Raw genomic sequence first — 17801 nt, forward strand, 5'->3', positions numbered from 1 at the left:
GCATGGCCTCCTTACGGGGTCGCATTAGTTGTTAAAAGTCAGTTGTTAAAAATCAGTTGTTAAGGGGTAAGCGTTTTTTCTTGTGCTTTAGCGGCTTGCCAATGGGTTTCCATTTCATCAAGCGAGGCGTCAGCTAGCGGACGCGCAGCGGCGGCAAGCTCGCGCTCTACGTAGCGAAAGCGGCGCTCAAATTTTGTATTTGTGGTACGCAAGCATTGCTCGGGATCAGCGCCCAAGGTGCGAGCTAAATTGGTCACTGCAAACAACAGGTCGCCAACTTCTTCTTGAGCGTGCTGTTGGTTGCCCTCGGCTAGGGCTTCTTCAACTTCAGCCAGCTCTTCACGTATTTTGTCCAACACACCGCTGGCATCCGGCCAGTCGAACCCTACCCTAGCGGCGCGCTTTGAAAGCTTAGCGGCACGACTAAGCGCAGGCAGCGTCCGTGGAACATCGTCAAGTACAGAGGGTGCGCTCTGCGGTGCACGCTCGGCACGCTCATCGGCTTTAAGCGCTTCCCAGCGTGAATTGACCTGCTGGGTTTGTACGTACTCGGCACTCACTCCAGGTGGGCGCCGTGACGCTAGCGTGCCATCAGGAAATACATGCGGATGACGTCGCAACATCTTTGCGGTCAATGTATCGACGATGTCGTGAAAGTCGAAGCGCTGCTCTTCGGCACCAAACTGGGCGTAGTAAACCACTTGAAAAAGCAGGTCACCCAGTTCGCCGGGCAATTCATCAAAAGCGCGCCGCTCGATAGCGTCAGCAACTTCGTAAGCCTCTTCCAGCGTATGGGGCACGATGCTGTCCCAATCTTGCTTAATATCCCAAGGACACCCCTGGTCCGCATTACGAAGTACCGACATCAATGTCAGCAGATCCTCTACGCTATAACGCATCAGGCGCCTCCTTTACGGACATTTTTCTCTGGGTCGGCATTGCGCAAACGACGCACTTCGGTGACATTGGGCAACTGCTGGATACGGGAAAACAAACGGCCTAACGCTTCTAGACCATCGACTTCCAGAGTGATGCGTAAACGAGCGATCCCCTCGTCAGTATCGGTCAGTGTGTTCACTGCTAATACATTAACCTTCTCGTTGCCTAGTAGCCCGGTCACGTCACGCAGCAGGCCAGAGCGATCCCAGGCTTGAATTTCAATAGTGACTGGGTAACGGGTCTGGGCGCGCTCGCCCCACTCAACTTCGATAATGCGTTGGGGCTCTTCCATACGCAATTGAAGGATGTTGCTGCAATCCTGGCGATGTACAGTGACGCCGCGACCTTGGGTAATAAAGCCAACAATCGGTTCGCCTGGCACTGGCCGACAGCAATTCGCCATGCTGGTTTTTAAGTTACCAACACCTAGCACAGTGATATCACTTTGGGTCGCTTTACTTATCTGGCGGCGCGGCTTCGCCAGCAACCGATCTAATTGCTCTTGATCGTCCGTTTCACCAAACAACTGCTGGGCTTGATGAAGCACTTGGCCAATGCGCAGGTCGCCTGCCCCAAGGGCCGCATACATATCGTCGGCGTTTTGGTAGTTAACTGCACCGGCAAGCTTGGTAAGGTCAAGCCCTTCAACATCTAAACGGCGCATTTCACGCTCGAACAGCGACCGCCCTTCCTCTAAATTTTGGTCTCGCGCTTGGTACTTAAACCATGCCTGAATTTTGGCCCGCGCGCGCGAGGTGCGCACATAGCCCAAACTGGGGTTTAACCAGTCGCGGCTGGGGCCGCCTTTGGTGGCCGTTAAAATCTCGACTTGCTGGCCAGTTTTTAGCTTATATGTCAGCGGTACTATCCGGCCATTGATCTTTGCGCCACGGCAGCGGTGACCAATTTCAGTGTGCACGCGGTAAGCGAAATCAATAGGCGTGGCAATACGCGGCAGGTCTATGACATGACCATCAGGGGTGAAGACATAGATGCGGTCTGGCGCTACATCGCTAGAGAGCCCTTCACGCAGATCGCCAAACCCACCCACTTCATCTTGCCACTCAAGCACTTGGCGTAACCAGGCAATTTTCTCTTCATAACTGCGGCTTTTAGCATTGGTATCGTGGCCTTTATATCGCCAGTGCGCGCATACGCCTAACTCTGCTTCGTCGTGCATAGCAAAGGTGCGAATCTGGATTTCCAGCACCTTATTTTCTGGTCCCATCACTGCAGTATGCAGCGACTGGTAACCATTTTTCTTCGGGTTGGCGATATAGTCATCAAATTCATTGGGAACATGGTGCCAACGGGAGTGAACGATCCCCAACACCGTGTAGCAATCGGCCACATCAGGAACCAGAATGCGCACCGCACGCACGTCGTGCACCTGGGAAAAATCAATCCGTTTACGCTTCATTTTGCGCCAGATTGAGTAAATATGCTTGGCTCGCCCATCTACATCGTAATGATGAATATTTTGGGCTTCCATCAAGCTTTTGATGGTTTCTACCACGTCATGAATATAGCGATCACGGTCTAAGCGCTTTTCAGCCAGCAGCTTAGCAATCGCTTTGTACTCTTCTTCATGCAAATAGCGGAACGACAGGTCTTCAAGTTCCCACTTGATTTGGCCTATCCCTAGTCGATGAGCAAGCGGCGCATAAATATCGGCAACTTCACGTGCTACCTGCAGACACTTTTCACGGGGGGCGTCTTTCACTTGGCGCAACGCACAGGTGCGTTCTGCAATTTTAATCAGCGCAACACGCACATCCCCCACCATATTAACCAGCATTTTGCGCAGATTTTCCTGCTGGTTATGCTGTCCCATACTATGGTTAGGCGCTAGCGGGTAGCTAATAGCTGCCATTTGCAAAACGCCGTCAATCAGCTTCGCAACTTCTTCACCAAAACGTTTGGTAACGGCATCTAGACTTAGCAGCCCCTCGCGAACAGCACGGTACAATACGGCAGCTTCAAGGGTCGTTTGATCAAGTTTAAGCTCGGCCAGTATGTCGGCCATTTCCAGTCCCATGCGAAAACTTGATCCTGGTGAGAGCCACACGCGATGGGTCTGCGGTGCCTCTCGCTCTAACTGTTCGGCAAGTTCACACGCCTGCAATAATCGCTCAGGCTCGCGTAAGCGCACATCCTCTTGAAGGCGCGCTAACCACTGCTGTATGTCCACTTTTCCGCTTTCAGTAAGCGGCTGGTCTTCACGCACTTTCACCATGACAATGATTCATCCTTTCAGGGTGACGGCTATCCATGTTCCGTCACCGAGGCTTGATGCAATAGGCAGGCTAGCCCTCGTATTCGAATAGCATCAGCGTTTCCAGATGCGCAGTGTGGAGAAACATATCTGCCACTGCGACTTGCTTGACGCGATAACCTGCATGCACAAGATGTGCCGCATCACGAGCAAGCGTTGCCGGGTCACAAGAAATATAGGCCACCCGCGGTATGTTGTAACGGCCAATTACTTGGCAAACTGCTTCTGCACCACTGCGGGGAGGGTCAAGCACAATCGCATCAATGTGTTGATGCTCGCTTAACAGCATTTGCACTGTGCTAGCGTCACTTAAGTCTGCTTGCCGCGCATGTACTTCCAGTTGGTTAGCGTCAGCATTGGCAGTTATCCGTTCCACCATCGCTGGGTTGCCTTCTATGGCCGCCACTTGTGCGCCAGCGGCTGCTAAAGGCAGGCTAAAATTTCCAACCCCAGCAAAAAGATCCACTAGCTGTTGTCCTGGCGCTGGTTTCAACCATGCTAACACCTGAGCGACCATTTTTTGGTTAACCTCTGCATTAACCTGTAAAAAATCACCAGGGAAAAAACGTAACGTTAATTGTTTTGATCCCTCATCATTTGAAGAAGGAGGATCGTTTATTAACGATTTCACGCGTTGAATACCGAGCTCTTCAAGGTTAAGCACATCTTGCAGAGCGGGCCCTGTGTTATTACGCGCACCATTCCAGTGCAAAACAGGCGTTTCCCGCCCTAACCAGGTGCCTAGCGAGATCTTTTGCTGCTCCGCAAAACGCTGCCAGCGAGCCATATCCTGGTCATGGGCTTTTAACTGACGCACCAGTACTACCGTCGCTTCATTGGTTGCCAGCAACTCAACATGGCCAACGAGACGAGGAGCCTCTAGTGTTGCCAATAGCTGCCGTAGAGGAAGCATTAATTCATTCAGTGCGGGTACCAGCACGTAGCATTGTTCAATATCAATCAATCGGTGGCTATTGGGTGCTCGAAACCCAAGGAGAACATTCCCCTGACCATCAACTCTAACCCCAAGACGGGCACGACGTCGGTAGTGCTCGCTACTACCATCTAACGCAGCAATAGGACCTAGCGTAAGGCCCTGACGCGCCATTAGCTCGGTGACAACGTCGCGCTTATGCTGGCGTTGCGCAGTAAGATTAAGATGCTGTAAATCACAGCCTCCGCACTGCCCAAAGTAAGCACAGGGAGGCTCAACCCGCTGTTCTGAAGAGGTGAGCCGATTTTTTATATGCGCTTCGTCATACCGCTTGCGGGTCACCTGTACCGCCACATCAACGTGCTCACCGGGTAACGCTTGATCAATAAAGACTGTTTTACCGGCAGTAGTATGCGCTACACCACGGCCATCATGGGCTAGACGCTCCACCACTAGCGTGGTCGAGTCGCCCTCTTTTTGCTCAGCTTTACTGCTTGGCTTGCGTACTAGCCCCGAGTGTCCTGACGCGGGCCGAGATGGCCGCCGCTTACCCAACATGGCCATTTATAACTCCGGGGCAAATAAGCCTGTAGAAAGGTAGCGATCACCTCGGTCACAAACAATAAAGACAATGACCGCATTTTCGGTTTGTTCCGCGATCCTCAGCGCTCCAGCTAAGCCACCACCTGAGGAGACACCTGCAAAAATACCTTCTTCACGAGCCAAGCGGCGCATGTGGGCTTCTGCTTCTTGCTGGCCAATATCAAGAGTAATATCAACCCTCGGTGCTTCAAAAATCGATGGTAGGTACTCTTTCGGCCAACGACGAATCCCAGGTATGCTTGCGCCGTCCGCAGGCTGTAGACCAACAATTTGGATCGCTGGGTTTTGCTCTTTCAGATACCGGGAAACACCCATAATCGTGCCGGTTGTGCCCATTGAGCTAACAAAATGCGTCACTTCACCGCCTGTTTGCTGCCATACTTCGGGGCCTGTTGTACGGTAGTGCGCTAGCGGGTTATCTGGGTTGGCAAATTGGTTTAGCGGCTTACCCTCGCCTCTTGCAATCATTGCTTCGGCAATATCTCGCGCCTCTTCCATTCCACCTTCTTTGCTAGCTGAAATCAGGGTAGCACCGTAAGCGGCCATCGCCTGTTTACGCTCTTCCGAGGCGTTTTCAGGCATGATTAACGTCATTTTATAGCCTTTAATAGCCGCAGCCATGGCTAACGCAATACCCGTATTACCTGAAGTTGCCTCCACCAGCGTATCGCCCGGAACGATATCACCCCGTGCTTCTGCTTCACTTAACATAGACAGTGCCGGACGGTCTTTAACTGAACCCGCGGGATTATTACCCTCTAGCTTGGCAAGCAAGGTATTGTTGCGACCGGCAGTTATGCGCTTTAAGCGAACCAGCGGTGTATTGCCAACCACATCTTCGAGCGTGGGATAATTCATCGTACATTCCTTATCAGCACTATTATGCTGCATTATATCGGTGCTGCCGTAAGCTTGACAGGCAACCTCATTGAATCAACGAGCTTCTTTCATGTCTCTAAACACGCGTTTGCTATTTGCGTTACTCGGATTTCCGCTACTTGTTTATGCCATTATGGCGTTGTTATTAGTGGTGCAAAACGAGACCACCAGCCGCGATATGCTTAAAGAACGGTTAGTTAGCGCTGGCGAATTATTGGCACCAAGCCTTGGAAACGCGATGGCAGATGGCGATTTATCTCGTTTGGAAGTTATTGCTAGGCAGCTCCTAGAACACAAAGAGTTACGCGCAGTGACACTTTTTGATGAGCAGGGTAGCCGTTTATTAGTGCTTGGTCGTTCGATGCCTTTTCCTCCCCGCCTAAATGCTCCCAATACCACTACGCTGACTATCGATGACGCCATTTGGCGATTACAGGTCCCCTTGCGCACCTTCCCCGACCAGCAATTTGAACTCGCTAATACCGGCTGGCTTGAAGCTGAATTAGATATTCGCACCCTTACGCTAGAAAGATACAAGCTTATTGCCAGCCTTAGCTTAGGTGGCATGCTACTTGGCCTACTACTTTTTTTAGCTGCATTCGCCATTAGCCGATACGCTACACGTCCCATTGAAGAAGCAAATCAAGCACTTTATCGCCTATCGAGGGGAGATTATCGGCTTTTTATTGCTGCTGCACGGCCCGCAGAGTTTCGGCAACTCGCAGAACATATCAATAGCTTAGCAAAGCATTTCCAACAGGCTCAGCATGATTTGCAGAGCCAAATCGAGCAAGCAACATCTGAATTACAGGAGTCCATGGAGACAATCGAGGAGCAAAATATCAAACTCGACCTTGCTCACCGAAGTGCTCTTCGCGCGAACGCAGTAAAGTCCGAATTTCTGGCCAATATGAGTCATGAAATTCGCACCCCTTTAAACGGCATTATCGGATTTTGTCGCTTATTAGGTCGCTCCCCTCTCGACGCTCGACAAAAAGAGTGGTTGGAGCATGTGCATCGTGCCTGCAATAACCTACTAATGCTTGTTAATGATGTGCTGGACTTCTCTAAACTTGAAGCAGATAGGCTCACACTGGAAGAGGTCGACATCGATATTATATCGCTAGTGGACGAAGTGATCGGCCTTCATGCGCCAGAAGCACAACGCAAGCGGCTACATTTAGTAGCGATGGTATATGAGGATGTACCACCCATATTATGCGGCGACCCGCTACGCATTCACCAAGTCCTTAGCAATTTAATCAGCAATGCCTTGAAGTTTACCTCTAAGGGAGACGTCATCATTCGCGTCATGCTGGATAGCCAAGAAGGCCAGCATCTGGTGTTACGTATTAGCGTAAGCGATACAGGGATTGGTTTGAGTGAAGAGCAACAAAAGCAGCTATTTAGTGCCTTCACTCAGGCAGAACCTAGCCATTCTAGACATTTCGGTGGTAGCGGCCTGGGACTCACTATTTGTAGGCAACTTATTCAACGCATGGGTGGGGAAATTTCGGTTAACAGTGCGCTGAAAGAAGGCACATCTTTTTCATTCACTTTGCCATTACTGGCAAGTTTAGCAAGTGAACGGCCGCCAGAACTTTCCCTCGATGGCGCGATTATTCGCATGCATGAACCCCATCTACCTACTCGCAATGTAGTAGAACACCTATTGAAACGCTGGGACGCAACTGTCATTCCGTTTAATAAACCAGGTAATGAAAAATTGCTTATTTTAGGCCTTGAGCAAGATGATTTTATTAGTGAAAAAAAAGCCTATTGGCAAAAAATAATTTCCCAAGCGCCCTGCCCTACTCTGGTACTTGCAAATACTACTAGCTTCGAACTACCTCTCTGGGAGCTTCCCAATGGGGGTGATATGTTATGTAAACCATTTACTCGAGCACAGCTTGCTGCCACGTTTAAACAGCTAATAGAACCCATTAAAACTGCGTCTTCTTCCGTCAATACTCAATCGGAAAAAGCACTTCCTTCTCCAACATTCACGATTTTAATTGTTGACGATAACGCGCCTAACCGTGAACTATTAAAAGCCATGCTCGAAAATGAGCACATCAACATTGTGTTAGCCGCTAGCGGTCAAGAAGCACTGGATTATGCACGCCAGCATGAAGCCGACATGGTACTGATGGATATTCGTATGCCTGATATGGACGGTGTTCAAACCACTCAGGCATTACGGCGCATTAATAATAGCTGGGCACGCTGCCCCATTATTGCAGTGACTGCCCATGTACTCAGCGCTGAACGCCAACAGTGGCTCTCAGAGGGTTTAGACGATGTACTCGTAAAACCTATCAATGAAGCTCAATTACAGCAGCAATTACTGCGCTTTTTAGGGATTGCACTGCCTACTGACGTGCTTGATGAAACACCTAATGCAGTCTTCACTACTCCTTATTCACCGCTTTCATTACCTGCGATTGACCTTGAACTAGGCGCCAGACTAGCCGGTGGAAAAACTGAGTTTGCGAAAGAACAGTTGAAGCGGCTAATCGATAGCTTAGATGAATACGAGCAAGCAATACGCGGCGCATTTGCAAAAAACAACCTTACAGCACTGCTTGACCATGTGCATTCGCTCAATGGCATCTGTCGTTACTGTGGCGCACCTGAACTAGCCTTAACGGTTGAGACACTGGAAACACGTTTGCGTACCGGGGGACTGGATCAAGCTGAGAATTTACTTGATGAGTTATATACCGCCATCAAGCGCCTACAGGAGCAGCGGAGCACGTTATATGAGCGCTAAACGAACGTTAGCGCTCAAGCACTACAAATGCCACCGCGTACTCGGCTTCATCACTGAGCGTTATATGGGCAGCAGAGGCACCGCTGGCTTGAAAAAGACGAAGCGCCTCGCCGTTTAATTGTAGGCTTGGTTTACCCAGAGGATCATTGAGAATCTGAATATCACTCCATTGCATACCACTTCTTAAACCAAGCCCAAGCGCTTTAACATACGCTTCTTTTGCTGCAAATCGCTTTGCCAAATAGCTAATAGGCTGACCTTTCACCTGCCAAACAGCCTGCTCTTCAGGTCCTAAGATTCGCTGGGCAAAGCGTGGACCATGACGCTTTACTGCCTTAGTAAAGCGTTCGACACGGGCGATATCCGACCCAATTCCAACAATCATCTTAGTGGCTGCAACAGCCATTGTGGTTGTGTTCGTGCTCGTGCTCGTGAGCATCTAAGGCCGCCATTAACCCGGCTTCCTGACCAGCAATGATCAAACGCTTCATCTCTTGAACAGCTTCCTTCAACCCAACAAAAAGCGAACGAGCAATAATGGCGTGACCAATATTGAGCTCATTAACACCTGGCAGCGCTGCAATCGCTTCAACATTGTGGTAGTGCAAGCCATGACCGGCATTAACCACTAATCCTGCAGAAACAGCATGAATGGCTGCCGTACTCAAGCGTTCATATTCAGCAGTTGCTGCCTCGCTACCAGGCTTTGCTTCTGCATAAGCTCCTGTATGCAGTTCAATCGTTGGTGCCCCAGCACGAATGGCCGCATCAATTTGCGCTTCTTCAGGATCAATAAATAGCGATACATCACAGCCGATTGCACTTAAACGTCGGCAAGCATCAGCAATAAGATCAAAACCACCGACAACGTCTAAGCCTCCTTCCGTAGTTAGCTCTTCACGCTTTTCTGGCACTAAACACACGTGCGCCGGGCGTACTTCCTCAGCCAACGCTAGCATCTCTTCAGTAACGGCCATCTCTAAATTCATGCGCGTGTTGAGCACTTCTGCTAGCAGCCGAACGTCTCTGGGCTGAATATGACGGCGATCTTCACGCAGGTGAACAGTAATACCATCAGCGCCCGCTTCTTCTGCTAACAGTGCCGCTTGAACGGGATCGGGATAGCGAGTACCACGCGCTTGGCGTAGCGTCGCAATATGATCGATATTAACGCCTAATAAAATCCGAGGAGGATGCATCGCGTGTCTCCAATAAGTGATATTGAGATGCCCGCTTAACGCTGTCGGCGGCGGGCCAAGTCGAGCATTAATTCTCGAGAGCGTAAAACAGTCGTTCCTAAATGAGGTGCAAGCGCTGCCCGCATTACCGCTTTCAATGCACTTGCTAAACCAGCGGGCTGCCAATCACCTTGATCTATATAACGTAATGAGCGGCCTTCTATGCCCTGCTCTGAAGGCACAAAAGCACGGCTTGCTGCATCAAACCGATAACGCATCTGAGGATCAAGTGCACCGCCATCGCAGGTGCAGAAGCGTGGCGTTGCTTCTAGCGTTTCGAGCAGCGCCCACTCGAAACGTCGCAGTGCCAAGGCCCGGCTCGCTGGCGTGGGCAGCGCTTCTAGCAGCGCGCCATAAAATGCAAAAACCTCTGGCGCAGCTAGCTCCAAAGGCAGTAAACGTGTCGCTATTTCATTGGCATATAAGCCGCAGAGCAACCCTTCTCCAGCAAGCAAAGCAGTATGTCCACGCGATTCCATCAGCATTAATCGCTTGAGCTCACGCTCCCCCCGCCACGACACAAACAAAGGAGTGAACGGTTGCAGCCGCTGGCGGGATTTAGAGCCTGGCCGTTGCCCACCGTGGGCAACGGCGCGTACACGACCATGATTAAGGGTTAATAAATCCACCAGCGCACTGGTTTCACGGTATGGCCTGCGGTGCAGTAAAAACGCTGGCTCTGCCGACATCGAAGCACTCAATCGAGATCGTAACCCAAACTTTTCAAAGCCCGCTCGTCATCTGACCAGCCGCGTTTCACTTTCACCCATAAATTTAGCATGACTTTGGTACCCAAGGCGCGCTCCATGTCTAGGCGTGCTTCACGACCAATGCTTTTAATACGATCCCCATTCTCACCAATTAAGATAACCTTTTGGCCCTGGCGTTCAACAAGAATCAAGGCACTGATATGGGTTACACGCTCAGTTTCGCGAAACTCTTCGATTTCTACGGTCATTTGATACGGCAGCTCATCACCCAGCTGGCGCATGACTTTTTCTCGCACTAGCTCGGCTGCCATAAAGCGCAAACTCTTGTCAGTCACTTGATCTTCTGGAAAAAAGTGAACGCTCTCTGGCAAGTATTTGGCAACTTCCTGTTCTAACGTTTCTACCTGAGTGCCATGCTTTGCAGAAATGGGCACTACTGCAGCAAACTCACGACGCGCGCCTACTTCCGCTAGCCAAGGTAACAAATCACCTTTTTCGTTTAAGCGATCTACTTTATTGACTGCTAAAATTACTGGCGCTTTAACATGCTCAAGCCGTTTTAAAACGGCTTGGTCTTCATCCGTCCAGCGGGTACGGTCGATGATGAACACCACACAGTCAACATCACGCAGTGCCTGAGTTGCTGCTTGGTTCATAAAGCGATTAATTGCTTTATTACGATCTTTTGACATGATGTGCATGCCAGGCGTATCAACGTAGATGAACTGCGTTTCTTCGACCGTTTTAATACCCATCACCTGATGCCGCGTGGTTTGGGGCCGACGCGAAGTGATGGATATCTTTTGCCCCAGAATCCGATTCATGAGGGTTGATTTGCCTACGTTGGGCCGTCCAACGATGGCCACGAAGCCGCAGGTTTGACTCATGACTTGTCTCCAGGTGTTTTTTCAAGATGGGATAGCGCTTCTTCAGCCGCTTGCTGCTCAGCATGGCGGCGGCTGGGACCTTTACCCGTAGTATGCTCGGTTAGCAAATCAATGTAGCACTCCACGGTAAAGGTCTGGGCATGTGCTTCCCCCTTTACAGAGACTACTTCATAGCGTGGCAATGCCGCCTGGCGCGATTGCAAAAATTCTTGTAGGCGTGTTTTGGGATCTTTCTGAGTATCTTGTAGCGAAATATTTTCAAGTCGTTCGGCGTACCATGCCAACACGCGTTGACGAACAACATCCATCCCCGCGTCTAAATAGATAGCACCAATCACAGCCTCTACTGCGTCCGCTAGAATAGATTCACGGCGATGACCACCGCTCTTCATTTCTCCCGAGCCCAGCCGCAAGCATTCACCAAATTCCATTTCCCGCGCTAGCTCAGCCAGCGTTTGGCCTTTTACCAAACGCGCCCTCAGTCGCGACAACTGACCTTCTCTAGCTTGCGGAAAGCGTTGGAAAAGCGCCTCAGCAATTACAAAATTGACGATAGAGTCACCCAGAAATTCCAGGCGCTCATTGTTACGACCACCGTAGCTACGGTGGGTCATAGCCAGCTCCATCAGCATAGGATCACCGAAGGTGTGGCCGATTCGTCGGCAAAAAGCGGTTAGGGAATTACTCACAGTGCTCCTACGTCGTTGACGTTAACTAATATGACAGCATTAACAATTTGCAAACTATATTTCATTCAATACGCCGCACGCTTGTAAAACTGGGCAAACCACCGTCCCAATGCATCCAAACAGCAAACGCTCTTCCAACAATATTATCTTCAGGGACAAACCCCCAATAACGGCTATCGTTAGAGTGGTCACGGTTATCGCCCATAGTGAAATAGTGCCCATCTGGAACAACCACTTCACGCATCTGGGGGCCGGGATCTCGGGGGTTATTGTAGATATAGTGACTAACGCTACCTAGTTGCTCTTCTAATAATAACTGCTGCGGTGAAAGCTCGGGGCCTTCTTCTATCAATGTTTTTGTAATCGGCTCACCGTTAACATACAGCTGTTTCCCTTCATAACGAATACTGTCCCCAGGTAGGCCCACCACCCGCTTAATAAAGTTAACTGCTGGCTCTTCTGGAAAACGGAAGACCATTACATCGCCTCGTTCTGGATCATCTACTTCCAGGAAGCGATGATGCACCACAGGCAGACGCAACCCGTAGGCAAATTTATTCACTAGGATAAAATCGCCCACTTCAAGCGTTGGTTTCATTGATCCTGATGGAATCTGAAACGGTTCAACAATAAAGCTACGTACAACCAACACTACTAGCAAAACTGGGAAAAATGAGCGCGAATAATCAATTGGCCACGGCTCTTTTAACAGTTTCTCGCGGGTGGGTGCATCTAAGCCTTCCGTGGTCGCTGCTTCAGCAGTCGCTAATCGCTCACGGCGCTTAGGCCTTAGCCAAAGCACATCCAGTAAATAAATAGCCCCAGACAGCGCAACGGCAATTACCAGTAATAGTGAAAAATCCATGTGGGGTAAGTATCCCTAGTCGTTTACCTTGAGCACAGCAAGGAAGGCATCCTGGGGAATTTCAACACGCCCCACCTGTTTCATCCGTTTCTTACCGGCCTTCTGTTTTTCCAGTAGTTTCTTTTTACGGCTGACATCGCCGCCGTAACATTTTGCCGTCACGTTTTTACGCAGTGCTTTGACCGTTGAGCGCGCAACCACTTGGCCCCCAATAGCCGCTTGAATAGCCACGTCAAACATTTGCCGAGGAATCAGTTCTTTCATTTTTTCCACTAGCAAACGGCCACGGTTATGCGCATGATCGCGGTGGATAATGACGGCCAACGCATCAACTTTATCGCCGTTAATCAACACGTCCAGACGAACCAACTTAGCGGCTTCAAAACGCTCGAAGTTATACTCCAGTGATGCATAACCACGCGAAATTGACTTCAAGCGATCAAAGAAGTCCATGACAACTTCTGACATAGGCAATTCATAGGTTAACTGGATCTGATTACCCAGGAATTGCATATCTAGTTGGGTACCACGGCGCTGTTCACACTCAGCAATCACGTTACCAACATACTCTTGCGGGACCAGGATGCTGGCACGCACGATGGGTTCTCGCATCTCGTCAACATCGGCCATATCAGGCAGTTTTGATGGATTCGATACGTACTGAATATCGCCATTCTTCATGGCAAGTTCATACACAACCGTTGGCGCTGTGGTGAGTAGATCAAGATCATATTCACGCTCTAAGCGCTCTTGGATGATCTCCATGTGCAGCGTGCCTAGGAAACCAACGCGGAAACCAAATCCAAGCGCATCGGAGTTTTCCGGCTCATACTCAAGGGAAGCATCATTGAGCGCGAGCTTTTCAAGTGCATCACGGAAGTCTTCGTAATCATCGGCACTCACAGGGAACATGCCCGCATACACCTGAGGCTTCACCTTTTGGAAGCCAGGTAAGCGAGGCACATCGGGCGTTTTAGTGTGGGTGATGGTATCGCCCACCGGTGCACCGTGGATTTCTTTGATGCCAGCGACAATAAAACCTACTTCACCCGCACGCAGAATATTGGTCTCTTTACGCAGCGGGGTAAAAATCCCTACCTCGGTGGCTCCCCAATCACGCCCTGTGGACTTGATGCGGATTTTGTCGCCTTTGCGCAATGTTCCGTCAAACAATCGCACTAGCGAGACAACACCTAGATAATTATCAAACCAGGAATCGATAATCAACGCCTGAAGCGGTGCATCAGGATCACCCTTGGGAGGCGGAATATCCCGCACGAGTCTCTCTAATAAAGCGTCGATACCAATGCCGCTTTTTGCTGACACTTGGCAAGCATCGGTAGCGTCTAGCCCGATAATTTCCTCGACTTCTTGCGCAACTCGGTCAGGGTCAGCCTGGGGCAAATCAATTTTATTAAGAACTGGCAATACTTCCAGGCCCTGCTCAATCGCGGTATAGCAATTAGCAACCGACTGGGCTTCTACCCCTTGAGCCGCATCGACAACCAAAAGCGCCCCTTCACAAGCGTATAGAGAGCGTGACACCTCGTAAGAGAAATCCACGTGCCCAGGCGTATCGATGAAATTGAGCTGATAAACTTCACCGTCTGCCGCCGTGTAATCCAACGTAACGGACTGCGCTTTGATAGTGATACCACGCTCGCGCTCAATATCCATGGAATCGAGCACTTGCTCCTTAAGCTCTCGCTCGGTCAGACCGCCACAGGTCTGAATCAAACGATCTGATAGGGTCGATTTACCATGATCGATGTGGGCGATTATCGAGAAATTACGTATATGCTTGAGCTTTCCGCTGGAAACGTCTTGAGACATCGAGTGTGTTCTGCCTTATGGGTATGCAAGGTGCTGTTGGCGGTATTAAACCAGCATGTGCGGGCAATAAAGGTTGCCGCACCACCACTTTGCCAATGTTCGTCAAAAAGATAAGCGCTATTGTAGCGATATGCGCGGGATAGGAACAGCAGTCCGGCGAGAACCGCCGGACTGGAGAGACAATCAGCGGGTTACTTTAGACGTAATGCCACAAATAGCGAGCGACCATCTCGGTACAAACGCAAGGGTATAGCGCGATCATCTGGCAAATCTTCAACAATTCTCACCAGCTCATCTGCTGAAGAAACGCTGCGGTGATCAATGCTGACCAATATATCGCCTACACGTAGACCCGCTTGTGCAGCAACACTGTCGGGGTCTACTTGGCGTACCTCGACACCACCACTAATGTTCAGGCGCTCGCGCAGTGCTTCGTCAATTTCTACCACGGCCACGCCTAGGCGAACCTGATTATTACTGCTCGAACTATCGCTATGATCAGCTTCTGAATCAGGCCAGCTGCCCAGTTCAACCGTTTCGGTTACCTCTTCTCCATCACGCATCAGCGTTAATTCAACATCACTGCCTGGAGCAACGCGACCAATCAAGCGCGGTAACGTACTGGAACGATCAACCTCTTCTCCGTTCACTTCGATAATCACATCACCTGCCTGAAGACCACCTTGCGCCGCGGGGCCCTCCGGGTCTAGATCAGCGATCAGCGCGCCAATCGCCTCCTCCATGCCAAACGACTCGGCTAGATCACGAGACACCGGCTGAATCATTACGCCCAACCATCCACGATTAACATGCCCGTCTTCACGTAGCTGGTCAGCTACATCCATTGCTACATTAATGGGAATAGCAAAAGAGAGCCCCATAAAGCCGCCGCTACGCGTCAGTATTTGTGAGTTAATGCCGACAACTTCCCCCTCTAGGTTAAATAAGGGACCACCAGAATTACCTGGATTAATGGCAACGTCGGTTTGAATAAATGGCACATAGACATCACGAGGCAATGTGCGGTTAATAGCACTCACAATTCCTGCTGATACAGAGTGATCGAAACCAAAAGGCGATCCTATGGCAGCCACCCACTCACCGACTTTTAATTCATCAGAGTCGCCGAGATTAAGCACTGGCAAATTATTGGCATCAACTTTCAGTAGCGCTACATCTGTCTGCGTATCGCTACCCACTAGTTCTGCAGTTAGTTCTCGGCGATCATTTAACCGCACAAGAATTTCATCAGCATCTTGAACCACATGAGCATTTGTTAGCACATAGCCATCGGCACTAATAACAAAGCCAGAGCCAAGTGACTGACGTTCTTCGCTACGCCCTGGTCCCCGGCTAGGGGGTGGAGAGGGAAAGCTGTCACCAAAAAAGTGCCGGAAAATTTCGGGGATATCTTGGCCACCAAAACCTTGGATAGATGGCCCAGAGCCACGTTGAATCGTCCTACTGGTAGAGATATTGACCACACCAGGGGCTGCATCTTCAACCAACTTGGTAAAGTCAGGAAGGGTTTGCGCGTGGGCATTTTGCCCCACAGCCAAAAGTGCCATAAAGCACAGCCAAAGTACGGAAGGAAGAACCAAGCGCTTCATGCAACAGCTCCTAATCAAGCAAGTACTGACCACGTACTAAACGTAAGGAAGTGCAACTCTCAGCGAGTTACAGGAGTATCAACTGACCAAGCGTGGACGGAAGCGTTCCACTCGCCCACGCAGAAGGTATTTTAGGATGACCATAGAAACGATTAACGTACTAAAAAATAGCAGCGCGCAAAACCAATCACTCACTCCCCTACCCGCCGCAGCCCCAGAGATGATAATAGAAAACAGAAGGGGCAACGCATAAACAAGCAGAGCCAGCACGCTGACGTCACTTTTCTCGACAGTGAACGAAACTAAGCTACCTAGTGGATAACGGTTTGCATAGTGTGAGGGCAAACCACCTGGATCAATAACAGTGTGCGGCTGACGACGAGCTAACAGCCCCACGCCACAACCACGTCCTTCAGCACATCTCTGACAAGCAACATTGCTCGACACATCAACCACGAGTCCTGTTGTCGAGTGAGCAATGACAGTGCCTGAACGTACAATAGCTTTGCAATTTGTAGTGTTCACAACGAGATACCCAATTACTCAAATTGCACTGACTGAACAATTCGTTGCAGCAACTCAGCAGGTAGCTCACCGATGCCGATTAATTGCCAGGTCTGGTCTCCAGCATCTATCAATGACACAGCAGCGGTAGACACACCTATGCGGTGAACACCCTCTTGCAGCATTGATTGACTAACGGGCGATACAAACACACTCACGGCCGCTAAGCCATCGCTGTACACACGCTGATTACTTTGCAGCCCCGGCTCTACAGGTTGCTCAACAAACCCTTCTGGCAGCCAAGTTGCCTGCCAAGACTGGTCAAGCACGCGTGAATCTTTAACGCGAAGCACTTCACGACCAATATCACCCCTAACATCCCCTTTATACGCTGAGGGAGAGTGAAGCTGGGTGATCTGGAAAGTTTCGAGTACCCGACCTTGAGCATCACTAAGTACGTGCTTAAGCAATAACCCTGTCGCTTGATCGACCCACCAAGCGTGATGGTACCGCTGGCTATCACTTGGTGAAAAGCGAAGTTCTACGGCATCTCTCTCGGCTACCCGTGTTTGATCTTTAAGCTCAATGTCATAGTGCTCAGCAACATGATCTGCCCATGCTTCTGGAGAGAGCGGATCGGCATCGCTGGAGGGAAACCACGCCAAATGACCCGCGATAGATCGGCGTTCGACGCTCACCGAGGGACCATCCAGATGCTGAACAACTTGTTGACGAACGCCATCTCGGATGCGGTGGGAGAGTGCCAACGTTCTTACCCCGATAGCATCTATAGACACCGCCCGCGCTTGAAACTCAAAGCAGTGCCCTGCATATACGCTGGCTACAAGCCATTCATGGGCAGTGTTAGAAGGGAACTGGTCAAGTGCGTCTACACAAGAAAGCGATGGATAGCTATCAGCTTTCAGCTGGAGAGGCATTAAGCTGGCACCCAATACGCATAGGCTGACCACGAGCTTGCCTCTCCAGCATGGATATTTTCCAATCACGTTACCAGCCACGTAGGCCCTCGCTTAGTGAAAAAAAGGTAGGCCAATGTGCCTG

15 protein-coding genes are annotated in these 17801 nt (G+C 50.3%); 1 reads left to right on the plus strand and 14 read right to left on the minus strand.

Features of this window, described 5'->3' with window-relative positions:
- Nucleotides 1–59: 59 nt before the first annotated feature.
- The 4 genes from mazG to cysM all read right to left on the minus strand — a co-directional run bounded on the left by mazG (nucleotide 60) and on the right by cysM (nucleotide 5609).
- Complete coding sequence (mazG, locus tag K1Y77_RS09665; RefSeq protein ID WP_264428180.1) at nucleotides 60–899, minus strand: nucleoside triphosphate pyrophosphohydrolase; 840 nt, start codon at nucleotides 897–899, stop codon at nucleotides 60–62.
- The gene (gene relA / locus K1Y77_RS09670) at nucleotides 899–3175 is read right to left on the minus strand and encodes a GTP diphosphokinase (RefSeq protein WP_264428182.1); all 2277 of its coding nucleotides are present in this window, start codon (nucleotides 3173–3175) and stop codon (nucleotides 899–901) included. Before relA ends, mazG begins: the two co-directional genes overlap by 1 nt.
- Nucleotides 3176–3245: 70 nt before the next feature.
- Complete coding sequence (gene rlmD, locus K1Y77_RS09675; protein WP_264428184.1) at nucleotides 3246–4712, minus strand: 23S rRNA (uracil(1939)-C(5))-methyltransferase RlmD; 1467 nt, start codon at nucleotides 4710–4712, stop codon at nucleotides 3246–3248.
- Nucleotides 4713–5609 (minus strand): cysteine synthase CysM, encoded by an 897-nt coding sequence (gene cysM / locus K1Y77_RS09680; protein WP_030072505.1) that lies wholly within the window; start codon nucleotides 5607–5609, stop codon nucleotides 4713–4715. It lies immediately after the preceding gene.
- Nucleotides 5610–5700: 91 nt separating this feature from the next.
- On the opposite strand from cysM, the gene K1Y77_RS09685 reads away from it, so the two are divergent.
- Entirely contained in the window at nucleotides 5701–8403 is a 2703-nt protein-coding gene (locus tag K1Y77_RS09685; protein ID WP_264428186.1) for an ATP-binding protein, read from the plus strand.
- Nucleotides 8404–8410: 7 nt separating this feature from the next.
- Here the strand turns inward: K1Y77_RS09685 and acpS are convergent, their stop codons facing one another.
- From acpS to K1Y77_RS09735, 10 genes are all read right to left on the minus strand, one after another.
- Nucleotides 8411–8788 (minus strand): holo-ACP synthase, encoded by a 378-nt coding sequence (acpS, locus tag K1Y77_RS09690; RefSeq protein WP_264018126.1) that lies wholly within the window; start codon nucleotides 8786–8788, stop codon nucleotides 8411–8413.
- A 1-nt stretch (nucleotide 8789) separates the two neighbouring features.
- Nucleotides 8790–9602, minus strand: coding sequence for a pyridoxine 5'-phosphate synthase (gene pdxJ / locus K1Y77_RS09695; protein WP_264428190.1), 813 nt, complete (start codon nucleotides 9600–9602; stop codon nucleotides 8790–8792).
- 35 nt (nucleotides 9603–9637) lie between these two features.
- Complete coding sequence (gene recO / locus K1Y77_RS09700) at nucleotides 9638–10330, minus strand: DNA repair protein RecO (RefSeq protein ID WP_264018124.1); 693 nt, start codon at nucleotides 10328–10330, stop codon at nucleotides 9638–9640.
- Nucleotides 10331–10338: 8 nt separating this feature from the next.
- Nucleotides 10339–11238, minus strand: a complete 900-nt coding sequence (gene era / locus K1Y77_RS09705; protein ID WP_030072495.1) for a GTPase Era — start codon at nucleotides 11236–11238, stop codon at nucleotides 10339–10341.
- Entirely contained in the window at nucleotides 11235–11927 is a 693-nt protein-coding gene (gene rnc, locus K1Y77_RS09710) for a ribonuclease III (RefSeq protein ID WP_030072493.1), read from the minus strand. Before rnc ends, era begins: the two co-directional genes overlap by 4 nt.
- Before the next feature lie 61 nt (nucleotides 11928–11988).
- Nucleotides 11989–12792: a signal peptidase I gene (gene lepB / locus K1Y77_RS09715; RefSeq protein WP_264018123.1), complete on the minus strand. Its 804-nt coding sequence runs from the start codon at nucleotides 12790–12792 to the stop codon at nucleotides 11989–11991.
- A gap of 15 nt (nucleotides 12793–12807) precedes the next feature.
- Entirely contained in the window at nucleotides 12808–14625 is a 1818-nt protein-coding gene (gene lepA, locus K1Y77_RS09720; protein WP_030072489.1) for a translation elongation factor 4, read from the minus strand.
- Between the two features lie 191 nt (nucleotides 14626–14816).
- Nucleotides 14817–16235, minus strand: coding sequence for a DegQ family serine endoprotease (locus K1Y77_RS09725; protein WP_030072486.1), 1419 nt, complete (start codon nucleotides 16233–16235; stop codon nucleotides 14817–14819).
- A 78-nt stretch (nucleotides 16236–16313) separates the two neighbouring features.
- Nucleotides 16314–16760 carry a SoxR reducing system RseC family protein gene (locus tag K1Y77_RS09730; RefSeq protein WP_264018122.1) on the minus strand — a complete coding sequence of 149 codons (447 nt, stop codon included), beginning with the start codon at nucleotides 16758–16760 and terminating at the stop codon, nucleotides 16314–16316.
- Between the two features lie 14 nt (nucleotides 16761–16774).
- A complete protein-coding gene (locus tag K1Y77_RS09735) occupies nucleotides 16775–17677 on the minus strand; it encodes a MucB/RseB C-terminal domain-containing protein (RefSeq protein ID WP_264018121.1) in 903 nt (300 codons plus the stop codon).
- Nucleotides 17678–17801 lie beyond the last annotated feature (124 nt).

This window comes from Halomonas qaidamensis, from assembly GCF_025917315.1.
Classification (GTDB): domain Bacteria; phylum Pseudomonadota; class Gammaproteobacteria; order Pseudomonadales; family Halomonadaceae; genus Vreelandella; species Vreelandella qaidamensis.

Bases quoted from the DNA above. Each gene is read 5' to 3' on its own strand.
- relA (WP_264428182.1), bottom strand. From the start codon at position 3,175: ATGGTGAAAGTGCGTGAAGACCAGCCGCTTACTGAAAGCGGAAAAGTG.
- cysM (WP_030072505.1), bottom strand. From the start codon at position 5,609: ATGAATTATCCCACGCTCGAAGATGTGGTTGGCAATACACCGCTGGTT.
- rlmD (WP_264428184.1), bottom strand. From the start codon at position 4,712: ATGGCCATGTTGGGTAAGCGGCGGCCATCTCGGCCCGCGTCAGGACAC.
- pdxJ (WP_264428190.1), bottom strand. From the start codon at position 9,602: ATGCATCCTCCTCGGATTTTATTAGGCGTTAATATCGATCATATTGCG.
- era (WP_030072495.1), bottom strand. From the start codon at position 11,238: ATGAGTCAAACCTGCGGCTTCGTGGCCATCGTTGGACGGCCCAACGTA.
- K1Y77_RS09685 (WP_264428186.1), top strand. From the start codon at position 5,701: ATGTCTCTAAACACGCGTTTGCTATTTGCGTTACTCGGATTTCCGCTA.
- lepA (WP_030072489.1), bottom strand. From the start codon at position 14,625: ATGTCTCAAGACGTTTCCAGCGGAAAGCTCAAGCATATACGTAATTTC.
- lepB (WP_264018123.1), bottom strand. From the start codon at position 12,792: ATGGATTTTTCACTATTACTGGTAATTGCCGTTGCGCTGTCTGGGGCT.
- K1Y77_RS09725 (WP_030072486.1), bottom strand. From the start codon at position 16,235: ATGAAGCGCTTGGTTCTTCCTTCCGTACTTTGGCTGTGCTTTATGGCA.
- mazG (WP_264428180.1), bottom strand. From the start codon at position 899: ATGCGTTATAGCGTAGAGGATCTGCTGACATTGATGTCGGTACTTCGT.
- acpS (WP_264018126.1), bottom strand. From the start codon at position 8,788: ATGATTGTTGGAATTGGGTCGGATATCGCCCGTGTCGAACGCTTTACT.
- K1Y77_RS09735 (WP_264018121.1), bottom strand. From the start codon at position 17,677: ATGCCTCTCCAGCTGAAAGCTGATAGCTATCCATCGCTTTCTTGTGTA.
- recO (WP_264018124.1), bottom strand. From the start codon at position 10,330: ATGTCGGCAGAGCCAGCGTTTTTACTGCACCGCAGGCCATACCGTGAA.